Consider the following 23,097-nt stretch of genomic DNA (forward strand, 5'->3'; position numbering starts at 1 on the left):
TAAGTGAAAAGTAATTAGTGATTAGTTTTCCTGCTAGGTTTTGAAATCCTAGTAGGAATTTATAAAATATGAAAGTAATCGAATTTATAAAAAGAAATATTTCATTATTCAATGTAATTGCTATTAGTATATTTCTGATAACTTTATTTAATATACTTACAATTAAACCTGAAGAAAGTGCTCATGGAATGGCTGGTTCTTTATTACTTGGATTTTTATTGTTTTCACTTGTTTTACTTTTAATTGATTTTCTAATGAGGAGAACTATTAAAAGCGAGAGTTCATTATTTATTATTCAAGTATTATTAATACTTATTATTCCTTTTTTAATTTATTATATATTATCATGAAAAACACATTTTTAACCTTTATAACCTGTTCCATTTTTTCTTTTGGAATAGCGCAAACTGAAAAAAACGTTGGTGATTTTACCAAAGTAACCGCTTTTGATAAAATTGATGTCAGCTTAGTAGCTTCAACTGAAAATAAAGTTATTTTAACTGGAGCTAATTCTCAAGAAGTGGAATTAGTAAACAAAAATGGTGAATTAAAAATCAGAATGCCTTTAACTAAAATGTTAAGTGGTGACGATGTTTCAGCTACGGTTTATTTCAAAAAATTAGACGCTTTAGAAGCAAATGAAGGAAGTAGAATTGCTTCAAAAGATGAAATTTCTGCCATTAATTTTGATATCATTTGTAAAGAAGGTTCCGAAATTAAACTGACTAATTTACAAGCGGATAGATTACAAGTTAGAGTTTCACAAGGTAGCGTGGTTACTACTATTGGTTCAGTTAAAAATCAAGATATTTTATCCAATTCGGGTGGTAAGTATGATGGTCAAGATTGTAAAACACAGCAAACTGTAGTAACCGTAAATGCTGGAGGAATAGCTCACGTGTTTGCAACTGATTTAGTAGAGGCTAAAACAAGAGCTGGTGGTGAAATTAAAATTTATGGCAAACCAAAACAAATCAACGAAAAGAAAATCGCTGGAGGAACTATCGAACAAGCTAAATAATAGTAATCAGTCCCGATAGCTATCGGGAGTTTTTAGTTGGCAGATTTTTTTCGTAAATTCGTACTTTATTAAAAGCACTGAACACTAATTACTGAATACTGAATACTTGATTTTACAAGACATACTTACCGCAATTCCTTGGGGACTTTTGTTAGCTTTTTCAATTGGTCCTGGTTTTTTTGTTTTACTTGAAACCAGTATTACCAAAGGGTTTAGAGCTGCTTTTATTTTTGATTTAGGAATTGTTTTTGGTGATATTATTTTCATTCTTATTGCGTATTTAAGTACGAATCAACTTTTAGAACAATTAAAAGATAATCCTACTTTATTTGTCATTGGTGGAATTATTATGTTGGCTTATGGATTAATTTCGTTTATTCAACTCAAAAGAAATTTCAAAAAACAAACTGAAATTGAACAAGACGACGATAATATTCCAAAGAAAAATTACTTTGCTTTGTTTTTCAAAGGGTTTTTATTGAATTTCATCAACATTGGAGTTTTAGGTTTTTGGATGATGATTATCATCACGTACGGACCACAAATGGAAATGAATACTTCTCGAATTTCTATTTTTTTCGCTGCAATTTTAGTGTTTTATTTAGCTTTTGATGTAGCTAAAATATTATTAGCAAAGCAATTGAAACACAAATTAATTCCAGCAAACATCTACAAAATCAAACGAGTAATTAGTATGGTAATTTTAATTTTTGGTTTGTTTTTTATTCTTCAAGGTTTCTTCCCAAAAGAAAAAGAAATGATAACCAATAAGTTGTTACCAGATACAGCTGTTACGGAATAATAATTTTTAATGTTTGTCATCCTGAACTCGTTTCATGATCTAATTAATTCTAAAAATTAGCCATAATAAAACTTCCAAGTTTCCTTGAAGGTTTTAGAGGCATCGCCCGGATTCGATATATCTTTAATTAATTTTTTCTAAACATTAAACAAAAAAAAGAGCTACTATTTCTAGTAACTCTTTAGAGGCATCGCCCGGATTCGATATATCTTTTATTTATTTTTTCTAAAAATTATCTCATAAAAAAACCTCCTAATTTCTTAGAAGGTTTTAGAGGCATCGCCCGGATTCGAACCGGGGTAGACGGTTTTGCAGACCGCTGCCTAGCCGCTCGGCCACGACGCCATTATTTGAACGGACTGCAAATGTATATAAAAAGTTTAAAGTTTAAAAGTTTAAAGTTTAAAAGTTTACCATTTTACTGTATTTTTTATTTCAATAGAGATTTAAAAAAACAATGATAAACGTAATTTTTTAACTGCCAACTAATTACTAAACACTGAACACTAGTTTCTAAACTCTTCCATTTCAATCGTAACTGCTTCTACATCACCTCCAATAGGAGGATTCAATTTAGAAACCGCTAATTTTATTCGAGAAATCGATGGAATTTCCGCAAAACATCTCGTGATAATGCGTTGGGCAACGTGTTCTAATAATTTAGAACGAATTGCCATTTCTTCCACTACAATTTTGTTTAAATGTACATAATCAACGGTATCAGCTAGTTCATCTGATTGGGATGATTTGCGTAAATCGGTTTTTATTTCTAAATCTACGCGATAATCAGAACCTATTTTTCCTTCTTCCACCAAGCATCCGTGATAAGAATATGTTCGGATATTATTTAATTTTATTGTTCCCATATCATTATATTTTTTAGTTTGAAATTTTTTAGGTTTCAAGTTGTTTTTCTTTTCTCAAAGTTACATAAAACGTGAAACTTTTAAGCCCGAAACCTGAAACATTTTCTATCTTTGCATAAATTTTAGAGTTTATGTCTACGGAAGAAAAATCATTGAATTTTATAGAACAAATCATTGAAGAAGATTTAAAAAATGGTTTGTCAGCAGATAAATTGCGTTTTCGTTTTCCACCAGAACCTAATGGTTATTTGCATGTTGGTCATGCCAGTGCAATTTGTTTAAATTTTGGTTTAGGAATCGATTATAAAGCACCAGTTAATCTTCGTTTTGACGATACCAATCCATCAAAAGAAGAGCAAGAATATGTTGATGCGATAAAGCGCGATGTAGAGTGGCTTGGTTTTAAATGGGATAAAGAATGTTATGCCTCGGATTATTTCCAACAATTGTATGATTGGGCAGTGGAATTAATCAAAAAAGATAAAGCGTATGTAGATAGCCAAACTTCGGAAGAAATGGCAAAACAAAAAGGTACGCCTACTACTCCAGGAACCGATTCTCCTTACAGAAATCGTTCTATCGAAGAAAATTTAGATTTGTTTACACGTATGAAAAACGGTGAATTCGAAAAAGGAACTCATGTTTTACGTGCTAAAATTTCGATGGGTGCTAACAACATGCTGATGCGTGATCCTATTATTTACCGCATCATGCACGCACATCACCACAGAACAGGAAACGATTGGTGTATTTATCCAATGTACGACTGGGCACATGGTGAAAGTGATTATTTAGAGCAAATTTCGCATTCATTTTGTACGTTAGAATTCTTGCCTCACCGTGAATTATATGATTGGTTTTTGAATCAAATTTACGATGAAACTAAGGTACGTCCAAAACAAAGAGAATTTGCACGTAGAAATTTATCACATACTGTTGTTTCTAAACGTAAATTATTGCAATTAGTTGAAGAAAAACATGTTACAGGTTGGGATGACCCAAGAATGTCAACGATTTCTGGAATGAGAAGACGCGGTTACACTCCAGCTTCAATTCGAAATTTTGCTAAAACTATCGGTATTGCAAAGCGTGATAATTTGATTGATGTTTCGCTTTTAGAATTCTGTGTTCGTGAAGATTTGAATAAAATTGCACCTCGTGTAATGGCTGTTTTAGATCCTGTGAAATTAGTAATTACGAATTATCCAGAAGGTCAAGAAGAATGGTTAGAAGCCGAAAATAATCCGGAAGAAGAAGTAATGACGTACAGAAAAGTGCCTTTTTCTAAAGAATTGTATATTGAAAGAGAAGATTTTCAAGAAGAAGCACATAAGAAATTTTTCCGTTTGACTTTAGGAACTGAAGTTCGTTTAAAAAATGCCTATATCATTAAAGGTGAATCTGTTATAAAAGACGAAAACGGAAATATTACCGAAATTCACGCTACTTACGACGTAGATTCAAAATCAGGAAGCGGAACAGAAGCAAGTCAAAGAAAAGTAAAAGGAACTATTCATTGGGTTTCAATTCCTCATGCAAAAGAAGCGGAAGTTCGAATTTATGACAGATTATTTACCAATGAGAGTCCAGATAAAGACAAAGAAGTTGATTTTAAAGAATACATCAATCCAAATTCATTAAAAGTAATTAAAGGATTTGTAGAACCAAGTTTGGTAACTTCAAAAGAGTTAGATCATTTCCAATTTCAACGTTTAGGTTATTTCTGTGTAGATAGAGATTCAACTCCTGAAAAATTAGTTTTCAACAAAACAGTTGGCTTGAGAGATACTTGGGCAAAAATTTCAGAACAATAAAAATGTATCAAGATTATTGTATTAAGAATTAAGACTACAAACCTGCAAATTTTTCTTTGCAGGTTTTTTTATTCCTAATTGTTAAAAATAATTTTTTATGATGATATTTTTTTTATAATCTATTTTTACTATTATTATTAAAAACTATCGAAATAAAATTTATTATAATTAAAAACTTAAAAAAGTAGCTTTCATAAATTAATTCTAATACAATAACTTTTTTAGCTAAAGTGTTTTTACATCTTTACTATTGATAGTGTCAGAAATTGCTTTATTTTAATTTTAGTATAAAATCGAGGTAATTTTACTCTGATTTACTCTTCATGGAACTGCTTTTAAAAAATTATCACTGAAATTGTAGATTTCTAATATTTGGTTATAAAAAAAACCACCAATTAAAAATTGATGGTTTTCGTTTTTGTCATGCTGAAATTTTTCAGCATCTAGATTATACTTCTTCCGAATCTTCAATTCCAAAATTATCGTTTGAAATATCTTTCTTATTTACTTTTTTGGTTTTGTTAGCATTTTTCATTGCTTCACCTACTTGGTTACTTGCTGTAAAACTTGCCACCATGTTGTTCAACATGTCACTACCAGCTTGCGGTGAATTTGGTAATAGAATTAAATTAGAATTTGCATCTGCTCCAATTGCTTGTAATGTATCGTAATGTTGTGTTACTACGATTAAAGCCGAAGCTTCTTGAGAATTGATTCCCACTTTGTTCAATACATCAACTGATTCTACTAAACCACGTGCGATTTCTCTTCTTTGGTCGGCAATACCTTGACCTTGAAGTCTTTTACTTTCTGCTTCTGCTTTAGCTTTTGCAACAATTCTGATTCTTCCTGCTTCTGCTTCATACTCTGCAGCCGTTTTTTCTCGGTCCGCTGCATTAATTCGGTTCATCGCATTTTTAACTTGAATATCTGGATCAATATCAGTAATTAAGGTATTTATGATATCATAACCATAAGTAGTCATCGCTTCATTTAATTCACGTTTTACAGCGATAGCAATATCATCTTTTCTTTCAAAAACGTCGTCTAATTTTAATTTTGGAACTTCAGCACGAACTACGTCAAACACGTAAGAAGTAATTTGGTCGTGTGGATATTCTAATTTATAAAACGCTTCGTATGCTTTTTCTTGTAATACTTTGAACTGTACCGAAACTTTCATTTTAACGAATACGTTATCTTTTGTTTTGGTTTCGATGATAACATCTAATTGTTGAATTCTTAAATTAACACGTCCTGCAATTCTGTCAACAATTGGAATCTTAAGTTGTAAACCCGAATTTCTTAAGCTAAGAAATTTACCGAATCGTTCCACTACCACTACGGTTTGTTGTTTAACGGTGAAAAATGAAGAAAAAAGGATGATTAATCCAATGAAAATTATTGGAAATAATAAATAATTCATAATGATTTAGTTTATAGATTTATAGTTATACGCTTATTTAAGTAAAAAGTTACAGTTTCGTTTTTTAATCTTATTTTTGTGATGTAAATGTATAATTATGAGAAATTTATTTTTTTTCTTTATTTTATTCTCGTGTTCGGTCTTTGCTCAACGTGGAAATAAAGACAGTAATCGTATTGGGATTGAAGGAGGTGTAACTCAGTTAAATGTCTTTACTGACAATTTAACTGTTACATCTGAAGTAGGTTGGATGGCAGGTCTAGGCGTCCGAGGAAATTATTATAACAATTGGCAAATGGGCTTTGGTATGTTTTTTACGGATAGTAATTTTTCCATTCCAACATTAAATGGATTACAACAAACGCAAACGAATTTCAAAATGTCGGCGGTTCAAATTTATCTAGTACCTAGTTATACTGCAATTGAAGATCATCTGAATATCGAGTTTGGACCTGTGTTACAAATAAATGGTAAATTAGGAATAGATAAAGATGACGAAAACAATTTATTGTTAGACCAACCCGGTTTAATAGCTAAAGATATTGTAGATGTTTCAAAGATTAATGCCAATTTTTATGTTGGAATCAATGGCGGAATTAAAAATATAAGAGCAAGAATCGGATATCAATATGGTTTGACTAATTTTTTCGGTAATCTAAAAGAGAACGAAAATGTTATATCCTCAGGTTTGAATATGAAAGGAAATATTGGATTGATTAGTGGTCTTATTACAATATATCTTTAATAAAAAAGCCCCCTGAATTTCAGAGGGCTTTCTTTTTTATAAACTAGCAATCGCTTTTTCTATTCTCTTCACCGTTTCGGCTTTTCCTATCATTTCGATAATATCGAATAAATGTGACCCTTTTAACGCGCCTACTAAACTCAATCGTAGCGGTTGCATTACTTTCCCCATTCCAATTTCGTTTGTTGTCATCCATTCTTTTAATAAGGTTTCGATGTTAGCTGAAGTAAAATCTTCAATCTTTTCTAACTCCGAAATCACCTGTTGCATTAATCCTGGTGTTTCTTCTTTCCAGTTTTTAGCTGCTTTTTCGTCGTATGATGTTGGTGCTTCAAAGAAATAATCTGATAAATCCCAAAATTCGGTTACGAAATTAGCTCTTTCTTTAATTAAAGAAACCACTCTTTCTAAATCTATTGTTGTAGAAACACCTCTTTTTTCTAAATCCGTAGAAAAACTTATAGCTAATTCCTTATCACTTTTCCCAATTAAATACTGATGATTGAACCATTTGTTTTTCTCTGGGTCAAACTTCGCTCCTGCTTTGTGAATTCTATTTAAATCGAATTTTTGTACCAATTCTTCTAATGAGAAAATTTCTTGTTCGGTTCCATCATTCCAACCTAATAACGCTAAAAAGTTGACAACCGCTTCTGGGAAAAATCCATTTTCTCTATAGCCTGATGAAATTCCTTCTTCCGTTTTCCATTCCAAAGGAAATACTGGGAATCCCATTTTATCACCATCGCGTTTTGATAATTTTCCATTTCCAATTGGTTTTAAAATCAAAGGTAAATGCGCAAATTCTGGAGCATTCCAACCAAAAGCTTTGTATAATAAATGATGTAAAGGCAAACTTGGTAACCATTCTTCTCCACGAATGACATGCGAAGTCTCCATCAAATGGTCATCTACAATATTCGCTAAATGGTACGTTGGCATACCATCTGATTTGAATAAAACTTTATCATCTAATAAATTCGTATCAAATTTAATGTCGCCACGAATAATGTCTTTTAATTCTAAAATTTCATTCACTGGTGTTTTAAAACGGATTACATACTGTTCGCCTGCAGCAATTCGTTCCGTTACTTTTTCACGTGAAACCGTCAACGAGTTATCCAATTGCTCTCTTACCGAATGATTATAAATAAACGTTTTTCCATTAGCTTCAGCTTCTTTTCGCATCGCATCTAAACTTTCTGCCGTATCAAAAGCATAATATGCCCAACCTGAATTAATTAATTGGTCTGCATATTGTTGATACATTGCTTTACGTTCGCTTTGACGATAAGGTCCAAATTTTTCGTTCTTTCCTACGGTTTCATCTGGTGCAATTCCTAACCATTCTAAAGCTTCAAAAATATAGGCTTCTGCTCCTGGAACAAAACGCGTTTGATCGGTATCTTCAATTCGCAAATAGAAAGTACCACCATGTTTTTTGGCAAATAAATAATTGAATAAAGCGGTACGAACACCACCAATATGCAAAGGTCCGGTTGGACTTGGTGCAAATCTTACTCTTACTGACATTTCATTAAATTTTGTGCAAAGATACGATTCCAATTTAGAAGTTAGATTTTAGATTTTAGAAAATCATTAGGTTATTAACAATCGTATTCTACAAATGTTAAGTTTCATTAAAAACCTATTGACTAATCTATTAAGATATTGTATTTTTATCAGTTATAAACAGTATATCAACAAATTTGGAAGCAAAAAGCATTATTTTTGATAAGCTTGAAGGGTTTATTAAGAAGTTTTACACCAATGAGCTGATAAAAGGAGTCATTCTTTTTATCGGATTTGGCTTGTTGTATTTTATTTTTACCTTATTGATTGAATATTTTTTATGGTTATCCACATCAGGAAGAACTATTTTGTTCTGGTTGTTTGTAGGCGTTGAATTGTTTTTATTGATTCGTTTTATTGCTTTTCCGTTGTTTAAATTATTCAAATTACAACAAGGAATCAATTACGAACAAGCTTCTGAAATCATTGGTAATCATTTTTCAGAAGTGCAAGACAAGTTGTTAAACTTCCTGCAATTGGCGAATCAAAGTCAAACTTCGGAATTATTAGCAGCTTCTATCGAACAAAAAGCAGCTTCGTTACAACCAATTCCGTTTTCGAATGCGGTGAATTTTGCTAAGAATAAGAAGTTTTTGCCTTATGCGATTATCCCAATTCTATTATTGATACTGTTTTTCGTTACCGGAAATTCTGAAATCATTTCGAATAGTTTTGCTCGAGTAGTGAATTATGAAACGAAATATGCACCACCAGCTCTTTTTGAATTTGTAGTATTGAATAAATCATTAACAGCACAACAGAATTCCGATTTTGTTTTACAAGTTAAAACACAAGGAAAAGTTATGCCTGATAATATTGCTATTCAAATTGGTGATGAAGAATATTTTTTACAAACCACAAAACCAGGTGTTTTTGAATATACGTTTTCAAAATTATCTAAAGATGTTACTTTTTTGCTTTTAGCAAATGGATTAAATTCGAATGAATATCAGATTAATGTGGTGGATGTTCCAACGATTGCCAACTTTGAAATGGTCTTGCAATATCCTTCCTATTTAGGAAAGAAATCAGAAGTTATTCAAGGAACTGGAAATGCTGTAGTTCCAGAAGGCACCGTTGTGAATTGGAGAATTAATGCTTTGGCAACGGATAAAGTGAGTTTTAAATCGAACAATCAAGTAAGTGTTTTTATAAATAATGAAAACAATTTTTCGCTTTCCAGAAGAATCACTGATAATTTAAGTTACGAAGTAATTACATCTAATAGAAACATCAACGAGTTTGAAAAATTGTCGTATCAAATTGCAACGATTAAAGATCAATATCCTACGATTTCAGTTCAAATTGCGCCTGATTCTCTTAAGTTAAAATCAAAAATGATGATTGGTCAAGTTGCCGATGATCATGGTTTATCGAAGTTACAAGTTGTTTTCTATCCAAAAGGAAATCCAAATGCAGTTCGAAAAGCGAATTTAGCTATCAATAAACAAGCCGTTGACCAATTTATTTATTCTTTTCCAAATGGTTTATCTATTGATGAAGGTGTAAATTACGAATATTACTTTGAAGTATTTGATAATGATGTAGTTAACAATTATAAAAGCACAAAATCTTCTGTTTTTCTTCATTATGAACTTACAGAGGTCCAAAAAGAAGACAAACAACTGCAAGAGCAGAATGAAAACATAAATAGTTTAGAAAAATCGCTTCAAAATCAAGAGAAGCAAATTTCAGAATTGGACAAACTCCAAAAAATGAACAAAGAGAAATCGACTTTAGATTTCAAAGACCAAAAGAAAGTGGAAGACTTTATCAATCGTCAAAAACAGCAAGATGAAATGATGAAAGAATTCACTAAAAAGTTAACCGAGAATTTGGAAGAATTTAATCCAAAATCACAAGATAAAGACAAAGAAGAGCTACTCCGAAGATTAGAAGAAGCCGAAAAACAAGCAGAGAAAAATGAAAAACTGCTTAAAGAATTAGAAGAGCTTTCTAAAAAATTAGAGAAAGATCAATTGTTCGACAAAGCAGATAAGCTTAAACAAAATGCTAAAAATCAACAACAGAATCTTGAACAGTTAGTAGAGTTGACCAAACGTTTTTACGTTGAAAAGAAAGCGGAACAAATCGCAGACAAATTAGATAAGTTGGCGGTGAAGGAAGATAAATTAGCTGACGATGCTAAAGAAAACTCTATGGAAAATCAGGATACAATCAATAAAGAATTCGAAGAAATTCAAAAAGAGCTTCAAGATTTAGAGAAAGAAAACAAAGAATTGAAAGCTCCAATGGACATTCCTAACGATAAGAATGAACAAGAAGATGTGAAAAAAGACATGGAGAAAGCTTCTGAAGAATTGCAAAAACAAAATCAACAGAAAGCAAAACCTAAGCAAAAATCAGCTGCTGCAAAGATGAAACAGATGAGTCAAAAAATGTCTCAATCTATGCAATCAGGTGACATGGAACAAATGCAAGAAGATGCTAAATTGTTACGACAAATTCTAGATAATTTATTAGCATTTTCTTTTGACGAAGAAGGTTTGATTAAGACTACTAATGCAACTCAAACGCGTTCTTTGCAATTGAACAAAGTGTTAAAAAAACAACAAGATTTAAAGTTACAATTCAAACATGTGGATGATAGTTTGTTCGCTGTGGCTTTACGTAATCCAAAAATTACTGAAACGATTTTAAATGAAGTCGGTGAAATCCATTACAACTTAGACAAGACTTTAGAAACTTTAGCGGATAATAACATTCAAAAAGGTGCTTCACATCAGCAATATGTTCTAACATCAGCCAATCGTTTAGCAGATTATTTAAGTAATGTGCAAACTGAAATGAATATGGAAATGCAAGGTCAGGGTTCGGGAAAAGGGAAGCCAAAACCTGGTGGCGGTAAAGGAATGCAGTTGCCAGATATCATCAAACAGCAAGAAGGTTTAGGCGAAAAAATGAAAGAAGGTATGAAACAAGGAGATAAGCCTGGAGATAAACCGGGTGAAAAATCGGGTCAAGGAAAACAAAAAGGACAATCAGGTGAGAACGACGAAGAAGGTGAAAATGGTTCCGAAGGTAACGCAGGAAAAGTTCTTGAGATTTTAAAAGAGCAAAGACAATTGCGTGATGCTTTGCAAATAGCTCTAGAGAAAGAAGGATTGACAGGTCAAGGTCTGAATGCCTTGAACCAAATGAAAGATATCGAGAAGCAATTAATTAATAAAGGATTCAAAAATGAGACGTTGCAAAAGATGTTGAATTTAAAACACGAGCTTTTAAAATTAGAAAAAGCCATTCAGCAACAAGGAGAAGATACCAAGCGTCAGTCTAAAACTAATGATAAGAATTATAACGGTTCCACTACTCCACTTTCTAAGGAATTAAAAGATTATCTAAATAGTGTTGAAATATTAAACAGACAAAGCTTACCTTTGCAACCCAATTTTAACCAGAAGGTTCAAAACTATTTTAAAGGCAATGATTAGTTTTAATTACGAAACAGATTTCGAACTAGAAAACGAAGCGCAATACGAAGATTGGATATCTCGCATAATTGAATCAGAAGGATTTGATGAAGGCGAAATCAATTATATTTTTTGTGATGACGAATACCTACATAAAATCAATGTGGAGTACTTAGATCATGACACTTTAACCGATATTATCAGTTTTGATTACACAGTAGGAAATTTAATACAGGGAGATATTTTCGTTTCTGTAGAACGTGTTCAAGATAATGCGAATGATTTTAAGGTTTCTTTTGAGGAAGAATTAAAGCGTGTTCTTTCACATGGAGTTTTACACTATTGTGGATACAAAGATAAATCTCCTGAAGACGAAGCTTTGATGCGTTCTAAAGAAGAAGAAAAAATGCAAATGTTTCACGTGGAACATTAAGCTTATAAACTAGAATTTTTTTAAATGTTTCACGTGGAACATAATATTTATAGAAGATGTTTTTAAATCAATACGATGTAATTGTTGTGGGTGCTGGTCATGCCGGTTGTGAAGCTGCTGCTGCTGCTTCCAACATGGGGTGCTCTACTCTTTTGGTAACAATGAATCTTCAAAACATTGCGCAGATGTCGTGTAATCCTGCTATGGGAGGAATTGCAAAAGGACAAATCGTGCGTGAGATTGATGCTTTGGGTGGATACTCTGGAATTGTTTCAGACAAGACTGCCATCCAATTCAAGATGTTGAATAAATCAAAAGGACCAGCAATGTGGTCGCCAAGAGTGCAATCGGACAGAATGCGTTTTTCTGATGAATGGAGATCGATGTTGGAGAATACTCCGAACTTGGATTTTTACCAAGAAATGGTGGCTGGAATTTTATCAGAGAACGGAAAGATTGTAGGAGTGAAAACTTCGCTTGGAGTGGAAATCAAATCAAAGACTGTTGTATTAACAAACGGAACTTTTTTGAATGGATTGATTCATATTGGCGACAAACAATTCGGTGGAGGTCGCGCAGGAGAAAGTGCTTCTTTTGGCATCACCGAAGATTTAGTGAAATTAGGTTTTGAATCAGGAAGAATGAAAACGGGTACACCTCCACGTGTGGATGGACGTTCTTTAGATTTTTCTAAAATGGTAGAACAGCCTGGTGACGAACATCCAGAAAAGTTTTCGTATTCGAATTTGACCGCTCCATTAAAAACACAACGTTCTTGTTGGATGTCGTATACTTCGTTAGAAGTGCACGATATTTTACGTGAAGGTTTTGATAGAAGTCCAATGTTCAACGGAAGAATCAAAAGTTTAGGTCCGAGATATTGTCCCTCAATCGAAGATAAAATTAATCGTTTTGCAGATAAAGAACGTCATCAATTATTTGTTGAACCAGAAGGTTGGACAACTTGCGAATATTATATCAACGGATTCTCAACTTCGTTGCCAGAAGATATTCAATTCAAAGCATTGCGTTCTGTTGCCGGATTTGAGAATGTGAAATTTTTCAGACCAGGTTATGCTATCGAATACGATTACTTCCCTCCTACGCAATTGCAACACACTTTAGAAACCAAGTTGGTTGAAGGGTTGTATTTTGCCGGACAAATTAATGGAACTACTGGTTACGAAGAAGCAGCATCACAAGGTTTGATGGCTGGAATAAATGCAGCATTAAAAGTTCAGAATAGAGAACCATTTATCTTAAAAAGAGATGAAGCATATATCGGAGTTTTAATTGACGACTTAATAACAAAAGGTACAGAAGAGCCTTATCGTATGTTTACTTCTCGTGCTGAATACAGAACGTTATTGCGTCAAGATAATGCTGATTTTAGATTAACACCTAAATCATTTGAAATTGGTTTAGCTAAAGAAGAGCGTTTGATTCGAATGGAACAAAAATTCTCTCAATCGGAAGCAATGGTGAATTTCTTTAGAGAAACAAGTTTGAAACCTGAAGAAGCAAATCCAATTTTAGAAGCTAAAGGTTCGGCTCCGATGAGTCAGCCAGATAAAATGTTTAAAGTTTTCTCTCGTCCGCAATTGGATTTGGAAGATTTTAGAAAGTTTAAAAAAGTAGCTGCTTATATAGAAGAACACGATTTAGATCAAGAAGTAGTGGAGCAAGCCGAAATTCAAGTAAAATATTCAGGTTATATCGAAAAGGAAAAAAACAATGCGGATAAATTGACACGTTTAGAAGACATGATAATTCCCGATAATTTTAATTTCGATAAAATCCAATCCATTTCAATTGAAGCCAAACAAAAATTAAATAAGATTCGACCAAGAACTATCGCACAAGCTTCTCGTATTAGTGGAGTTTCGCCAAGTGATATTTCGGTGTTGTTGATATATATGGGAAGATAAAAAAGTGTTCAGTGTTCAGTTTTTAGTATTCAGTAAAAAATGTTTCACGTGAAACAACCTTGTAAACCCCATTAAAATAAGCCTTTCGCATAAAAATTAAATAAATGAATTTTTTAGAAGATAAAAGTTTTATTACCGTTAAAGATTTTTCAGTTTCTGGAGAATCTTTTTCCTTGTTGTTAAATGAGGAATATCAAATTTTAAAAACACATCCCCAACCTACGTTAGATAAATTAGGTTCATATTACGAATTCGAAGATTACATTTCCCACACCGATGGAAAACGTACCTTGTTTGAAAAAATGTATCATTTCATCAAAAGAAAAGCAATTCGTGATAAAGTGAAATTAATTAATTCGTACCAACCACTAAAAGGTAAAATTTTAGACATCGGAGCTGGAACAGGAGATTTTCTTTTAGAATGTAAAAATCAAAACTGGGATATTTTAGGAATTGAGCCAAACGATAAAGCAAAGGGAATTGCTGTTGGAAAAGGAATTAAGTTTGGCAATACCATTGAAAAGTTAGAAAGCAATTCATTTGATGTCATTACTATGTGGCATGTTTTAGAACATGTTCCAGATGTCGAACATCAAGTTGCGGAATTAAAAAGATTATTGAAACCTTCTGGAACTATTGTTATTGCCGTTCCTAATTTCAAATCATACGATGCGAAATATTACAAGGAATTTTGGGCAGCTTATGATGTGCCTAGACATTTGTGGCATTTTTCAAAAACAGCAATCGAAAAATTATTCGACAAACAAAATATGAATCTTGAAGATATTAAACCAATGTGGTTTGATAGTTTTTATGTGTCGCTTTTATCTGAAAAATATAAATCAGGTAAAATGAATTTCTTTTCTGGATTTTTTATTGGTTTGATCTCAAATCTATCTGGATTCTTTAAAAAGGAGTTTTCATCGCATATTTATGTATTAAAAAACAAGTAAAAATCATTTTAAAGCGATTTTAGACACTTTTTTGTTTGGTTTGATATAGTTTGTTGCCTTTTTATAGTTGATTTATCTTGTTTGAATTATAAAAGCCCTTTTTTATAGTTATAAACTATTAATTTTTATTATTTAAATAAGAAATGATTATAGTTAAAAAATTAAAATAAAAAGCTACAAATTTGTTACTTTACAACTTATTATTACTTTTACGAAAATTTATTAATTACCAATATCGAAAAATGAAAAAACTAGTATTGATTTTAGCTGTTGCATTAGGTTTTTTAGCTTGCAACAAAACAGAAACTACTGCAAAAGAATTTAAAACTGCATATATCGACACCGCTGTGTTGATTGAAAAATATGAAAAATTTAAAGATGAAGACGACAAGTTCAAAGTAAAATCGGAAGAATTAGGTCGCCCACTTGAAGCTAAAGTTAGAGCCTTTCAATCTGAAGCACAAAGTTTTCAACAGAATGCTCAGGCAAAAGGGCCACAATGGGCACAACAAAAAGGTGCTGAATTGCAACAAAGAGAGCAGCAATTGGGAATGGAACAAAACGCTTTAATTCAACAATTACAACAAGAAGGAGCCGTTTTGAAGGATACTTTAATTAGTGAAGTAAAAAAATTCATTAAAGATTATGGGAAGAAAAAAGGTTATGATTATATCTATGGAACAGGAGATGCAGCAACAATTTTGTACGCAAAAGAAGGATATGATATTACTAAAGATGTTTTAAAAGAACTTAATGACACTTATAATGCTACAAAAAAAGACGTTAAGGTAGCCGCTAAAGAAGAAGAAAAGAAATAATTCTTTGTTGTTATTTCCACTCTGAATTTATTTCAGAATCTAATTTTGCTAATTTAAATTAATTCTGAAACAAGTTCAGTTTAACAAGAGGTTCTCCTTTTTTTGAGAGCCTCTTTTTTATTTCTTTTTGTTTCTATATATTTGTTTTTTAAAATTTTACGCCATATGGAACAACTATCTGCCGCAGCCAATTACACTCTCCGATTTATTAATCAAACTAATAAATCCATCTTCTTAACCGGTAAAGCAGGAACCGGAAAAACAACACTTTTAAAAGAAATTATAGCTACAACACATAAAAACACAGTTGTTGTCGCACCAACTGGAATTGCCGCTTTGAACGCGAATGGCGTTACAATTCACTCGATGTTTCAATTACCTTTTGCCGCTTTTATCCCTGATAATAAGAAACTTCCACATTTTTCAGAGACCACAAAATTTGAAAATCGGGATTCGCTCGGACGTCATTTTAAAATGAATAGGACAAAACGTTCTGTCATACGAAATATGGAATTGCTAGTAATTGATGAAGTTTCTATGCTCCGTGCTGATGTGCTTGATGCTGTGGATTTCATGATGCGTAAAGTGAGAAGAATTGAAAAACCCTTTGGCGGAGCCCAAGTTTTATTTATAGGAGATTTATTACAATTACCACCTGTTGTGAAAAATGAGGAATGGGAAATGTTGAAGAATTACTACCGAGGCATGTTCTTTTTTCATTCGCATGTAATACAACAATTCCCACCTTTGTATATCGAATTAGATAAAATTTTTCGTCAAACGGATACCGAATTTATTGCTGTTTTGAACAATTTACGTCACAATAAAATCACTTCAGATGATGTACAACTGCTAAATCAATTTGTGCAACCTGATTTTGATCTGAAGAATAACAAAGGTTTCATTATTTTAACCACGCATAATGCTAAAGCCGATAGCATAAACGCTCAGTCGTTACAAGATTTAGAAGGAAAACAATTCAACTATTCACCAGAAATTACTGGAGATTTTCCCGAAAAAATTTATCCATTAGAAGAGCAATTGCAGCTAAAAGTCGGAGCGCAAGTCATGTTTATTAAAAACGATTTGAATTTCGAGAAGCAATTTTTCAACGGAAAAATGGGCGTAATCAGTTCGTTAACCGAGAAGGAAATTTTTGTTCACTTTCCTGAAGAAAATAAAACGATTGAAGTTGAAAGGTACGAATGGCAAAACATTCGCTACAAAGTCAACGAAAATACTAAAGAAATTGAAGAAGAAGTCATCGGAACTTTTGTCCACTACCCTATCAAGTTAGCTTGGGCGATTACGGTACATAAAAGTCAAGGCTTAACTTTTGACAAAGCTGCGCTCGATGTATCGCAAGTTTTTGCACCCGGACAAGCGTATGTGGCTTTATCGCGTTTGCGTTCGTTAAAAGGGCTTATTTTGCTTTCTCCGTTGCGAATGAATGGCATTTCGAGCGATGAAGAAGTACTCAATTATGCCGAAAACAAAGCTTCTGAAGAGATTTTGCAACATTCGTTAGCCAAAGAAACATTAATTTTTTGGTTGAATACCTTACTTAATTCTTATGATTTCAAAGAATTAGGTCAAGAATGGCGCAATCATTTGTTCAGCTATAATTCCGAAGCACCAAAATCACCAAAAACAAAGCATAACGATTGGGCCAAATCCCAATATGATAAAATCGCCGAAATTTTAGCACCCTCTGGGAAATTCATGTCGCAATTGCATAAAATTTTTTCCGATGAGAATCTTGATGTGAATTTTGTTAAAGAACGATGTGATGCTGCTTATCAGTACTTTTTTAAAACGTTAGATGCTGCCGCAGAAGAATTGTTGTTGAAGATCGAAGAAGTCAAACGTATTAAAAAAGTTAAAGCATTTTATGATGAATTATTGGTTTTAGAAGAACTTCAAATCAAAACGATTTTACAACTTAAAAAAGCAAAATTACTGACCAATATCATTGTAGAAGGGAAAGAAATTTCAAGGAAAAATTTAATTTCGGAAGACATTAGTACTTACAAAATCAATAAGTTAGTGGTTGTGGCAGAACGTTTTAGAACTTTGCATGCGGCATTAGTAGAAGACAATGAAGATGTTTCGTATTACACCGATTCAAAAAAGAAAAAAACAAAAGAGCCAAAAAAATCGACTTACGAAGACACCTTGGAATTGTGGAAACAAAACTTATCGATTTACGAAATAGCAAAACACCGAAAGTTAACACCACAAACGATTTACAACCATTTTTCCAAGTTAATTCAAATGGAAATCGTGCAACTTTCCGACATTTTACCAGAAGATAAAATTTCCGATTTAAGAGCCGCTTTCAAAGATTTTAAAGGCGAAAGTTTGGGCGAATTAAAAGAAATCCACGGCGATAAATTCACTTGGGACGAGTTGAAATTGTATAAAGCGAGTTTGGGTTAATTTTTAACACAATTTTTACCCTCAAAGGTGTCATGCTGCTAAGCATCCCACACAAAGTTATAACGCATTCATCTCACATACAGTTTGTTATGCTGTCAAGCATCTCACATACAACACTTTAAAAGCCAAAATCATGATCGAATTCACAGAAGGAATCTATAACTTTTACGTTTACATTCTAACAAACAAAGCTAAAACAGTTCTTTACACAGGTGTTACGAATAACTTAAAAAGAAGATTAGAAGAACACAACGAAAAACTAAATCCAAAAAGTTTTACAGCAAAATACAACCTCAATTATTTAATTTATTACGAGAAATATGGCTGGATCCAACAAGCAATTGCTAGAGAAAAGGAAATTAAACTTTTAAGAAGAGATTTGAAATTGGAGTTAATAAGAGAATTCAATCCCAACATGGAGTTTTTAAATAAAAGCTTTTCATAAGAATTAAAAGAGATGCTTGACAGCATGACAACTTTGTGTGTGAATGTTTTCCGTTTAGTTTACCCTCAAAGTTGTCATGCTGCTAAGCATCCCACGCAAAGTTTAAATCCATTTCTTTCACGAGCAGTCTAACACAAAGATAAAGCCTAAAAAATAATTTTTGAACAATCATTTTTCATTGGAAATACAAAGAGATACTTGACAGCATGACAAACGTTGTGGAGATCTTTTTGCGTTTAGTTTTAAAGTAAAGTTTGTTTTACTGTTCAGGGTGTTTCACTTAAAATTTAAGCCCAATTATTCCACGTTCAGTTTGTCATGCTGTCAAGCATCTCACTCAAAAACACTTTAAAAGCCAAAATCATGATGGAATTCACAGAAGGAATCTACAACTTTTACGTTTATATTCTAACAAGCAAATTCAAAACAGTTTTACACAGGCGTTACTAATAATCTAAAAAAGACGATTAGAAGAACACAATGAAAAACTAAACCCAAACAGTTTTACAGCAAAATACAACCTTAATTATTTGATTTATTATGAAAAATGCGGTTGGATTTAACAAGCAATAGATAGAGAAAAAGAAATAAAACTTTTAAGAAGAGATTTGAAATTGGAGTTAATACAAGACTTCAATCCAAAGATGGATTTTTTTAATAATAGGTTTTCATAAATAACAAAAGGCATGCTTGACAGCATAACAAGCGTTGTGTAGATTTTTTACGCTTAATTATCCGTAAAGTTGTCACGCTGTTAAGCGTCTCTTGTATATGTGAAATTTCGTTGATATCAAAATTAGTTCAACCAAAAAACCACTAAAACTGCTGGAATAAAGTAAATTACAATCGTTCTAGCACCATCGTAATCTTTGGCTAAACGTTGCCCGAACAAAAGAAAAAGTAATGTAATGCAAGATAAAATCGCACCATAAAATCCTAAACCTCTAATCACTACATCTTGTACGAGGTGTTGAATAATTCCAGAAACACATAAAATTCCGGAAACTACTTCTAATAGCAATACAATTCCTAAAGCAAACGGAACTTGTTTGGCTAAAATCGTGTTTGCAAAATGACCTGTTAACCATTCCACATTGCCTTTCCAGTCTTTAATTTTATCATATCCAGATTGTAAAAAAGTGATGGCTAAAAAAGCTAAAACTAAAAGAGGAGCAACTTGTATCATAATTATGCGTTTTTATGGATTAATCGTGTTAGTTTTATAGATAAATCGGTTAGGATGATTTTACTATTTCCGTTTCTTTCAATATGGTAAATAGCATCTTCTAATTCTATGTAAATATCTGAAATATTAGCGCCATTTACAAACGGAGCAAATTTTTCCAATTCAAATTTTGGCACTTTTGTTTCTAAGAAAACCAAGTCATTCGCTTGATAATTAAGTAATAAAGCTTGTCTGAAAAAGTGAATGCAATAGTGTAAAAATTGTTTTTGTGTTTCTCTTCCGGTAGAAGCGATGTTTTCACTCCAAGCAATCAAATCGTTAATGGCGGCGGCATTTCCTTTAGCACGAAAAGCACTTCTCACCCATTCCACAAACCATTCGTCAAACGGAAATTCATCGTCTTCTTTTCGTAAAATATGCAAGGCTTTATTATAATTTCCTTCGCTTTGATGCGCGATTTTTTTTGCAATTGTTGGCTCACACTTTTCACGTGAAACCAAAGCTTCTGCAATTACACTTTCGCTCAAACCAATAAAATCGATTACTTGACAACGCGACAAAATCGTTTGCAACATATCACTAGTGCTTTCTGTAATTAAAATGAAAACGGTTTTAGCCGGCGGCTCTTCTAATAATTTCAATAATTTATTAGCAGCCGGACCGTTCATTTTATCCGCCATCCAAATGATCATAATTTTATAACCGCCTTCGTAAGCTTTTAACGCTAATTTTTTGTTGATTTCAGTAGCTTCATCTACTCCAATTAAACCTTGCTTGTTTTGAATTCCGAGGTTTTTCAACCAATCAAATAAACTTCCGTACGGACTTTCGTTTAAAAATTGGCGCCATTCTATCATGAAATTATCACTAACTGCATGACTTTTAACGCTATCGGTTGTAGCAACTGGAAAAACAAAATGCAAATCGGGATGAGAGAAATGCTCAAATTTTAGGTTACAAGCTGTGTTTTCTCCTATATTTTCACCACCAACATTGCCACACAAAATATATTGTGCATAAGCAATTGCCATCGGGAGTGTACCACAACCTTCGGGTCCTACAAACAACTGAGCATGCGGAATTCTTCCGGCTTCGGCACTCTTAGTTAAGTGATTTTTAATATGTTCCTGTCCTAAAATATCTTTGAATAGCATTTTTCAAATATAAAGTAATTTTATTAATTCTGAATTGAAATTTATAGGAGTCAATCTTTCGAACAGCAGCGGTAGTAAAATAAAAAAAAATTTTTTGGCACGTTTTTTGAAAACTTTTCATAAATTGCAACTTTAAATAAGAATGTCGACTAAATTGTTTCTAGTTGTAATTAGTACAAAAAACAAAAGCTAAAATTAGTTATTAACAAAAAAATTGTTGAAAAATAAATTTTATTTTGTTTGTTTTTATTAAATAATATATATTTGTATTTACGCAAATGAGAAAACTAAAAAATAATTTTAAAAAAAACCACAACATGAAGGGAATTTACTTTGGAATATTATCGCTTTTTTTATTCGGCACCGGAGAAGTTATTGCGCAAAAAGTTGCACCGCCAAAAATTATTATTAATGTTAGAGGAATTTCAAAATTCCATGATTTGAAAGAATTACAAGGAATGACTAAGGGTCAATTAATCCCTTTATATAAGGAAAGAGTTAAAATATTATATAACATTTTCCCATATATTGGAGTGACTCCAAAACCTGGAGTGTCATTTGCTGATTTAGGAATTCCAGCAAGTAAAGAAAATTCTGCGGCACTTGATGAAGAGATTATTAATAGATCTCAGTTTATTGACAAAAATGAAGCTTTTTTGAATGCGATTTTACCGTATTCGGATACCGCTAATATAATTAATGCAATTCTTTTTTACGAAGAAGTTTTGAAGTTGTTGAGTAGTTCTCAACTTTAAATAAAATATTTTAATACCCTATCTTATGAGAAAAATTAGATTTTTAATTACAGTTATCTTTAGCTGCTCAATGGTTTGGGCACAACAAGATTTGGGAATCGTTGGGGCTAACAACTGGCTTCAAGGTTGGACATCATTTAAACCATTAACAAACGATTATCCTCAGACAACAAAAATATTACCTAACGTAATATCTGCTGATTTTAAATTATCTAGTTATGAAACTTATGCTTTGGTTGGAGAAGTTTATGTAACTAATAATGCAACTTTAACAATTGAACCAGGAACGATAATTAGAGCTAGTACAGATGAGTACAGTGCTTTAATCATCACTAGAGGTTCAAAACTTGTTGCTGATGCTTTACCAAACAATCCTATAGTTTTTACTTCTTCAAAATCTATTAAGGAAAGAAAACCAGGAGACTGGGGGGGTATTTATATTTTAGGAAATGCACCCATTAATACTTATGGAGGTGTATTCAAAATAGAATCGTCTATTGATCCAAGTCTTATCATTGCTGGAGGTTCAAATCCTGCAGATAATTCGGGGGTTATAAAAAATGTTAGGGTTGAGTTTGCGGGAAGAGGTGCTGATAGAAATTCTGTTTATGACGCTGTTAGTTTTATAGGTGTTGGAACAGGTACTACAATTGAAGCGATTCAATCTAGTTTTTCTAATGGAAACTCTTTTAAGTTCGTTGGAGGTAATATCAAAGGAACTAAATTAGTAGCTTACCGATCAAAAAATAGCGATTTTGAGTTAACACAAGGCGTTAATTGTGATTTGAATAACGGATTAGTGATTCGATACGCTTTCTTTTCTGCAAACACAGGCTTTAGAGCTGTGAATATCAAGCAATATGAAAACAAAGATTTAACTGATTTTTCTAAACCACAAACAAATGTAGTAATGACTAATTTTTCGTTAGTTAATGAGAGTGATGGACAATCAGGTACGAATGGTTTAATTAAAGAAGCAATTTTTGTCAATAAGGACTGTTCGTTATCTTTAAACAAAAGTATTGTATCAGGATTCGAAACAGCACTGTTGTTTAGTTCAGAAATTGAATTAAAACCCGAGAATTTAGACAAAGTAAAGCTTAAAAAAGTCTTTATTAATAATTGTGTAAAAAACATAACATCTGAGTTGGGAATTACAGCGAGTGAAGATTTGGAATCAAATTATGCTGCTACAATTTATGGAAATGTTTATTCTAAAGTTTTGTCAGCAGATATTTTTAATGATGCTAACAACGAGAGAACTCCAGATTACAGAATTAAAATTGGTGGCATAAGATAACAAATCACT

The 23,097-nt window shown here is 32.3% G+C and carries 19 protein-coding genes and 1 tRNA gene; 14 read left to right on the forward strand and 6 right to left on the reverse strand.

Annotation, left to right across the window (positions count from 1 at the left end; genetic code table 11):
- Positions 1 to 68 precede the first annotated feature (68 nt).
- From BUE95_RS03875 to BUE95_RS03885, 3 genes are all read left to right on the forward strand, one after another.
- Positions 69 to 350, forward strand: coding sequence for a hypothetical protein (locus BUE95_RS03875; protein WP_073581607.1), 282 nt, complete (start codon positions 69 to 71; stop codon positions 348 to 350).
- A complete protein-coding gene (locus tag BUE95_RS03880) occupies positions 347 to 1,021 on the forward strand; it encodes a head GIN domain-containing protein (RefSeq protein ID WP_073581609.1) in 675 nt (224 codons plus the stop codon). Before BUE95_RS03875 ends, BUE95_RS03880 begins: the two co-directional genes overlap by 4 nt.
- A 109-nt stretch (positions 1,022 to 1,130) precedes the next feature.
- Entirely contained in the window at positions 1,131 to 1,823 is a 693-nt protein-coding gene (locus BUE95_RS03885; protein WP_073582422.1) for a LysE family translocator, read from the forward strand.
- 274 nt (positions 1,824 to 2,097) lie between these two features.
- Here BUE95_RS03885 and BUE95_RS03890 read toward each other — a convergent pair.
- Positions 2,098 to 2,168 (reverse strand) — tRNA-Cys (locus BUE95_RS03890).
- A 161-nt stretch (positions 2,169 to 2,329) separates the two neighbouring features.
- The gene (folB, locus tag BUE95_RS03895) at positions 2,330 to 2,689 is read right to left on the reverse strand and encodes a dihydroneopterin aldolase (protein WP_073582424.1); all 360 of its coding nucleotides are present in this window, start codon (positions 2,687 to 2,689) and stop codon (positions 2,330 to 2,332) included.
- 131 nt (positions 2,690 to 2,820) lie between these two features.
- Between folB and BUE95_RS03900 the strand changes: the two genes are divergently transcribed.
- Positions 2,821 to 4,503 (forward strand): glutamine--tRNA ligase/YqeY domain fusion protein, encoded by a 1,683-nt coding sequence (locus tag BUE95_RS03900; protein ID WP_073581611.1) that lies wholly within the window; start codon positions 2,821 to 2,823, stop codon positions 4,501 to 4,503.
- Between the two features lie 448 nt (positions 4,504 to 4,951).
- Here BUE95_RS03900 and BUE95_RS03905 read toward each other — a convergent pair whose 3' ends face one another.
- Positions 4,952 to 5,929: an SPFH domain-containing protein gene (locus BUE95_RS03905; RefSeq protein ID WP_073581613.1), complete on the reverse strand. Its 978-nt coding sequence runs from the start codon at positions 5,927 to 5,929 to the stop codon at positions 4,952 to 4,954.
- A gap of 97 nt (positions 5,930 to 6,026) precedes the next feature.
- On the opposite strand from BUE95_RS03905, the gene BUE95_RS03910 reads away from it, so the two are divergent.
- The gene (locus BUE95_RS03910; protein WP_073581615.1) at positions 6,027 to 6,674 is read left to right on the forward strand and encodes a hypothetical protein; all 648 of its coding nucleotides are present in this window, start codon (positions 6,027 to 6,029) and stop codon (positions 6,672 to 6,674) included.
- A 36-nt stretch (positions 6,675 to 6,710) separates the two neighbouring features.
- Here the strand turns inward: BUE95_RS03910 and gltX are convergent, their stop codons facing one another.
- Positions 6,711 to 8,207, reverse strand: coding sequence for a glutamate--tRNA ligase (gltX, locus tag BUE95_RS03915; RefSeq protein WP_073581617.1), 1,497 nt, complete (start codon positions 8,205 to 8,207; stop codon positions 6,711 to 6,713).
- Positions 8,208 to 8,383: 176 nt separating this feature from the next.
- On the opposite strand from gltX, the gene BUE95_RS03920 reads away from it, so the two are divergent.
- The 7 genes from BUE95_RS03920 (at position 8,384) to BUE95_RS03950 (ending at position 18,693) form a co-directional block, all read left to right on the forward strand.
- Entirely contained in the window at positions 8,384 to 11,698 is a 3,315-nt protein-coding gene (locus tag BUE95_RS03920) for a DUF4175 family protein (RefSeq protein ID WP_073581619.1), read from the forward strand.
- On the forward strand, positions 11,691 to 12,110 hold the full coding sequence (ybeY, locus tag BUE95_RS03925) for an rRNA maturation RNase YbeY (RefSeq protein WP_073581621.1): 420 nt from the start codon (positions 11,691 to 11,693) through the stop codon (positions 12,108 to 12,110). The genes BUE95_RS03920 and ybeY overlap by 8 nt, the downstream gene beginning before the upstream one ends.
- 56 nt (positions 12,111 to 12,166) lie before the next feature.
- A complete protein-coding gene (gene mnmG / locus BUE95_RS03930) occupies positions 12,167 to 14,038 on the forward strand; it encodes a tRNA uridine-5-carboxymethylaminomethyl(34) synthesis enzyme MnmG (protein ID WP_073581623.1) in 1,872 nt (623 codons plus the stop codon).
- A gap of 104 nt (positions 14,039 to 14,142) precedes the next feature.
- Positions 14,143 to 14,991, forward strand: coding sequence for a class I SAM-dependent methyltransferase (locus tag BUE95_RS03935; protein WP_073581625.1), 849 nt, complete (start codon positions 14,143 to 14,145; stop codon positions 14,989 to 14,991).
- Between the two features lie 242 nt (positions 14,992 to 15,233).
- Positions 15,234 to 15,809 carry an OmpH/Skp family outer membrane protein gene (locus BUE95_RS03940; RefSeq protein WP_073581627.1) on the forward strand — a complete coding sequence of 192 codons (576 nt, stop codon included), beginning with the start codon at positions 15,234 to 15,236 and terminating at the stop codon, positions 15,807 to 15,809.
- A gap of 165 nt (positions 15,810 to 15,974) precedes the next feature.
- Entirely contained in the window at positions 15,975 to 18,248 is a 2,274-nt protein-coding gene (locus BUE95_RS03945; protein WP_073581629.1) for a helix-turn-helix domain-containing protein, read from the forward strand.
- Positions 18,249 to 18,381: 133 nt separating this feature from the next.
- On the forward strand, positions 18,382 to 18,693 hold the full coding sequence (locus BUE95_RS03950; protein ID WP_073581631.1) for a GIY-YIG nuclease family protein: 312 nt from the start codon (positions 18,382 to 18,384) through the stop codon (positions 18,691 to 18,693).
- A 796-nt stretch (positions 18,694 to 19,489) separates the two neighbouring features.
- Here BUE95_RS03950 and BUE95_RS03960 read toward each other — a convergent pair.
- Both BUE95_RS03960 and BUE95_RS03965 read right to left on the reverse strand, forming a co-directional pair.
- Positions 19,490 to 19,879: a DoxX family membrane protein gene (locus tag BUE95_RS03960; protein WP_073581633.1), complete on the reverse strand. Its 390-nt coding sequence runs from the start codon at positions 19,877 to 19,879 to the stop codon at positions 19,490 to 19,492.
- 2 nt (positions 19,880 to 19,881) lie between these two features.
- Positions 19,882 to 21,033, reverse strand: a complete 1,152-nt coding sequence (locus BUE95_RS03965) for a DNA polymerase III subunit (RefSeq protein ID WP_073581635.1) — start codon at positions 21,031 to 21,033, stop codon at positions 19,882 to 19,884.
- A 317-nt stretch (positions 21,034 to 21,350) separates the two neighbouring features.
- On the opposite strand from BUE95_RS03965, the gene BUE95_RS03970 reads away from it, so the two are divergent.
- Both BUE95_RS03970 and BUE95_RS03975 read left to right on the forward strand, forming a co-directional pair.
- Positions 21,351 to 21,788, forward strand: a complete 438-nt coding sequence (locus BUE95_RS03970) for a hypothetical protein (RefSeq protein WP_073582426.1) — start codon at positions 21,351 to 21,353, stop codon at positions 21,786 to 21,788.
- Positions 21,789 to 21,813: 25 nt separating this feature from the next.
- A complete protein-coding gene (locus BUE95_RS03975; RefSeq protein ID WP_073581637.1) occupies positions 21,814 to 23,088 on the forward strand; it encodes a hypothetical protein in 1,275 nt (424 codons plus the stop codon).
- Positions 23,089 to 23,097 lie beyond the last annotated feature (9 nt).

This window comes from Flavobacterium cucumis, assembly GCF_900148835.1.
GTDB lineage: Bacteria > Bacteroidota > Bacteroidia > Flavobacteriales > Flavobacteriaceae > Flavobacterium > Flavobacterium cucumis.

Coding starts and splice junctions, on each gene's coding strand:
- BUE95_RS03950 (WP_073581631.1), top strand. CDS start 18,382: ATGATCGAATTCACAGAAGGAATCTATAACTTTTACGTTTACATTCTA.
- BUE95_RS03935 (WP_073581625.1), top strand. CDS start 14,143: ATGAATTTTTTAGAAGATAAAAGTTTTATTACCGTTAAAGATTTTTCA.
- BUE95_RS03970 (WP_073582426.1), top strand. CDS start 21,351: ATGAAGGGAATTTACTTTGGAATATTATCGCTTTTTTTATTCGGCACC.
- mnmG (WP_073581623.1), top strand. CDS start 12,167: ATGTTTTTAAATCAATACGATGTAATTGTTGTGGGTGCTGGTCATGCC.
- BUE95_RS03900 (WP_073581611.1), top strand. CDS start 2,821: ATGTCTACGGAAGAAAAATCATTGAATTTTATAGAACAAATCATTGAA.
- BUE95_RS03905 (WP_073581613.1), bottom strand. CDS start 5,929: ATGAATTATTTATTATTTCCAATAATTTTCATTGGATTAATCATCCTT.
- BUE95_RS03960 (WP_073581633.1), bottom strand. CDS start 19,879: ATGATACAAGTTGCTCCTCTTTTAGTTTTAGCTTTTTTAGCCATCACT.
- BUE95_RS03945 (WP_073581629.1), top strand. CDS start 15,975: ATGGAACAACTATCTGCCGCAGCCAATTACACTCTCCGATTTATTAAT.
- BUE95_RS03940 (WP_073581627.1), top strand. CDS start 15,234: ATGAAAAAACTAGTATTGATTTTAGCTGTTGCATTAGGTTTTTTAGCT.
- gltX (WP_073581617.1), bottom strand. CDS start 8,207: ATGTCAGTAAGAGTAAGATTTGCACCAAGTCCAACCGGACCTTTGCAT.
- BUE95_RS03965 (WP_073581635.1), bottom strand. CDS start 21,033: ATGCTATTCAAAGATATTTTAGGACAGGAACATATTAAAAATCACTTA.
- BUE95_RS03975 (WP_073581637.1), top strand. CDS start 21,814: ATGAGAAAAATTAGATTTTTAATTACAGTTATCTTTAGCTGCTCAATG.
- BUE95_RS03880 (WP_073581609.1), top strand. CDS start 347: ATGAAAAACACATTTTTAACCTTTATAACCTGTTCCATTTTTTCTTTT.
- BUE95_RS03875 (WP_073581607.1), top strand. CDS start 69: ATGAAAGTAATCGAATTTATAAAAAGAAATATTTCATTATTCAATGTA.
- ybeY (WP_073581621.1), top strand. CDS start 11,691: ATGATTAGTTTTAATTACGAAACAGATTTCGAACTAGAAAACGAAGCG.
- folB (WP_073582424.1), bottom strand. CDS start 2,689: ATGGGAACAATAAAATTAAATAATATCCGAACATATTCTTATCACGGA.
- BUE95_RS03910 (WP_073581615.1), top strand. CDS start 6,027: ATGAGAAATTTATTTTTTTTCTTTATTTTATTCTCGTGTTCGGTCTTT.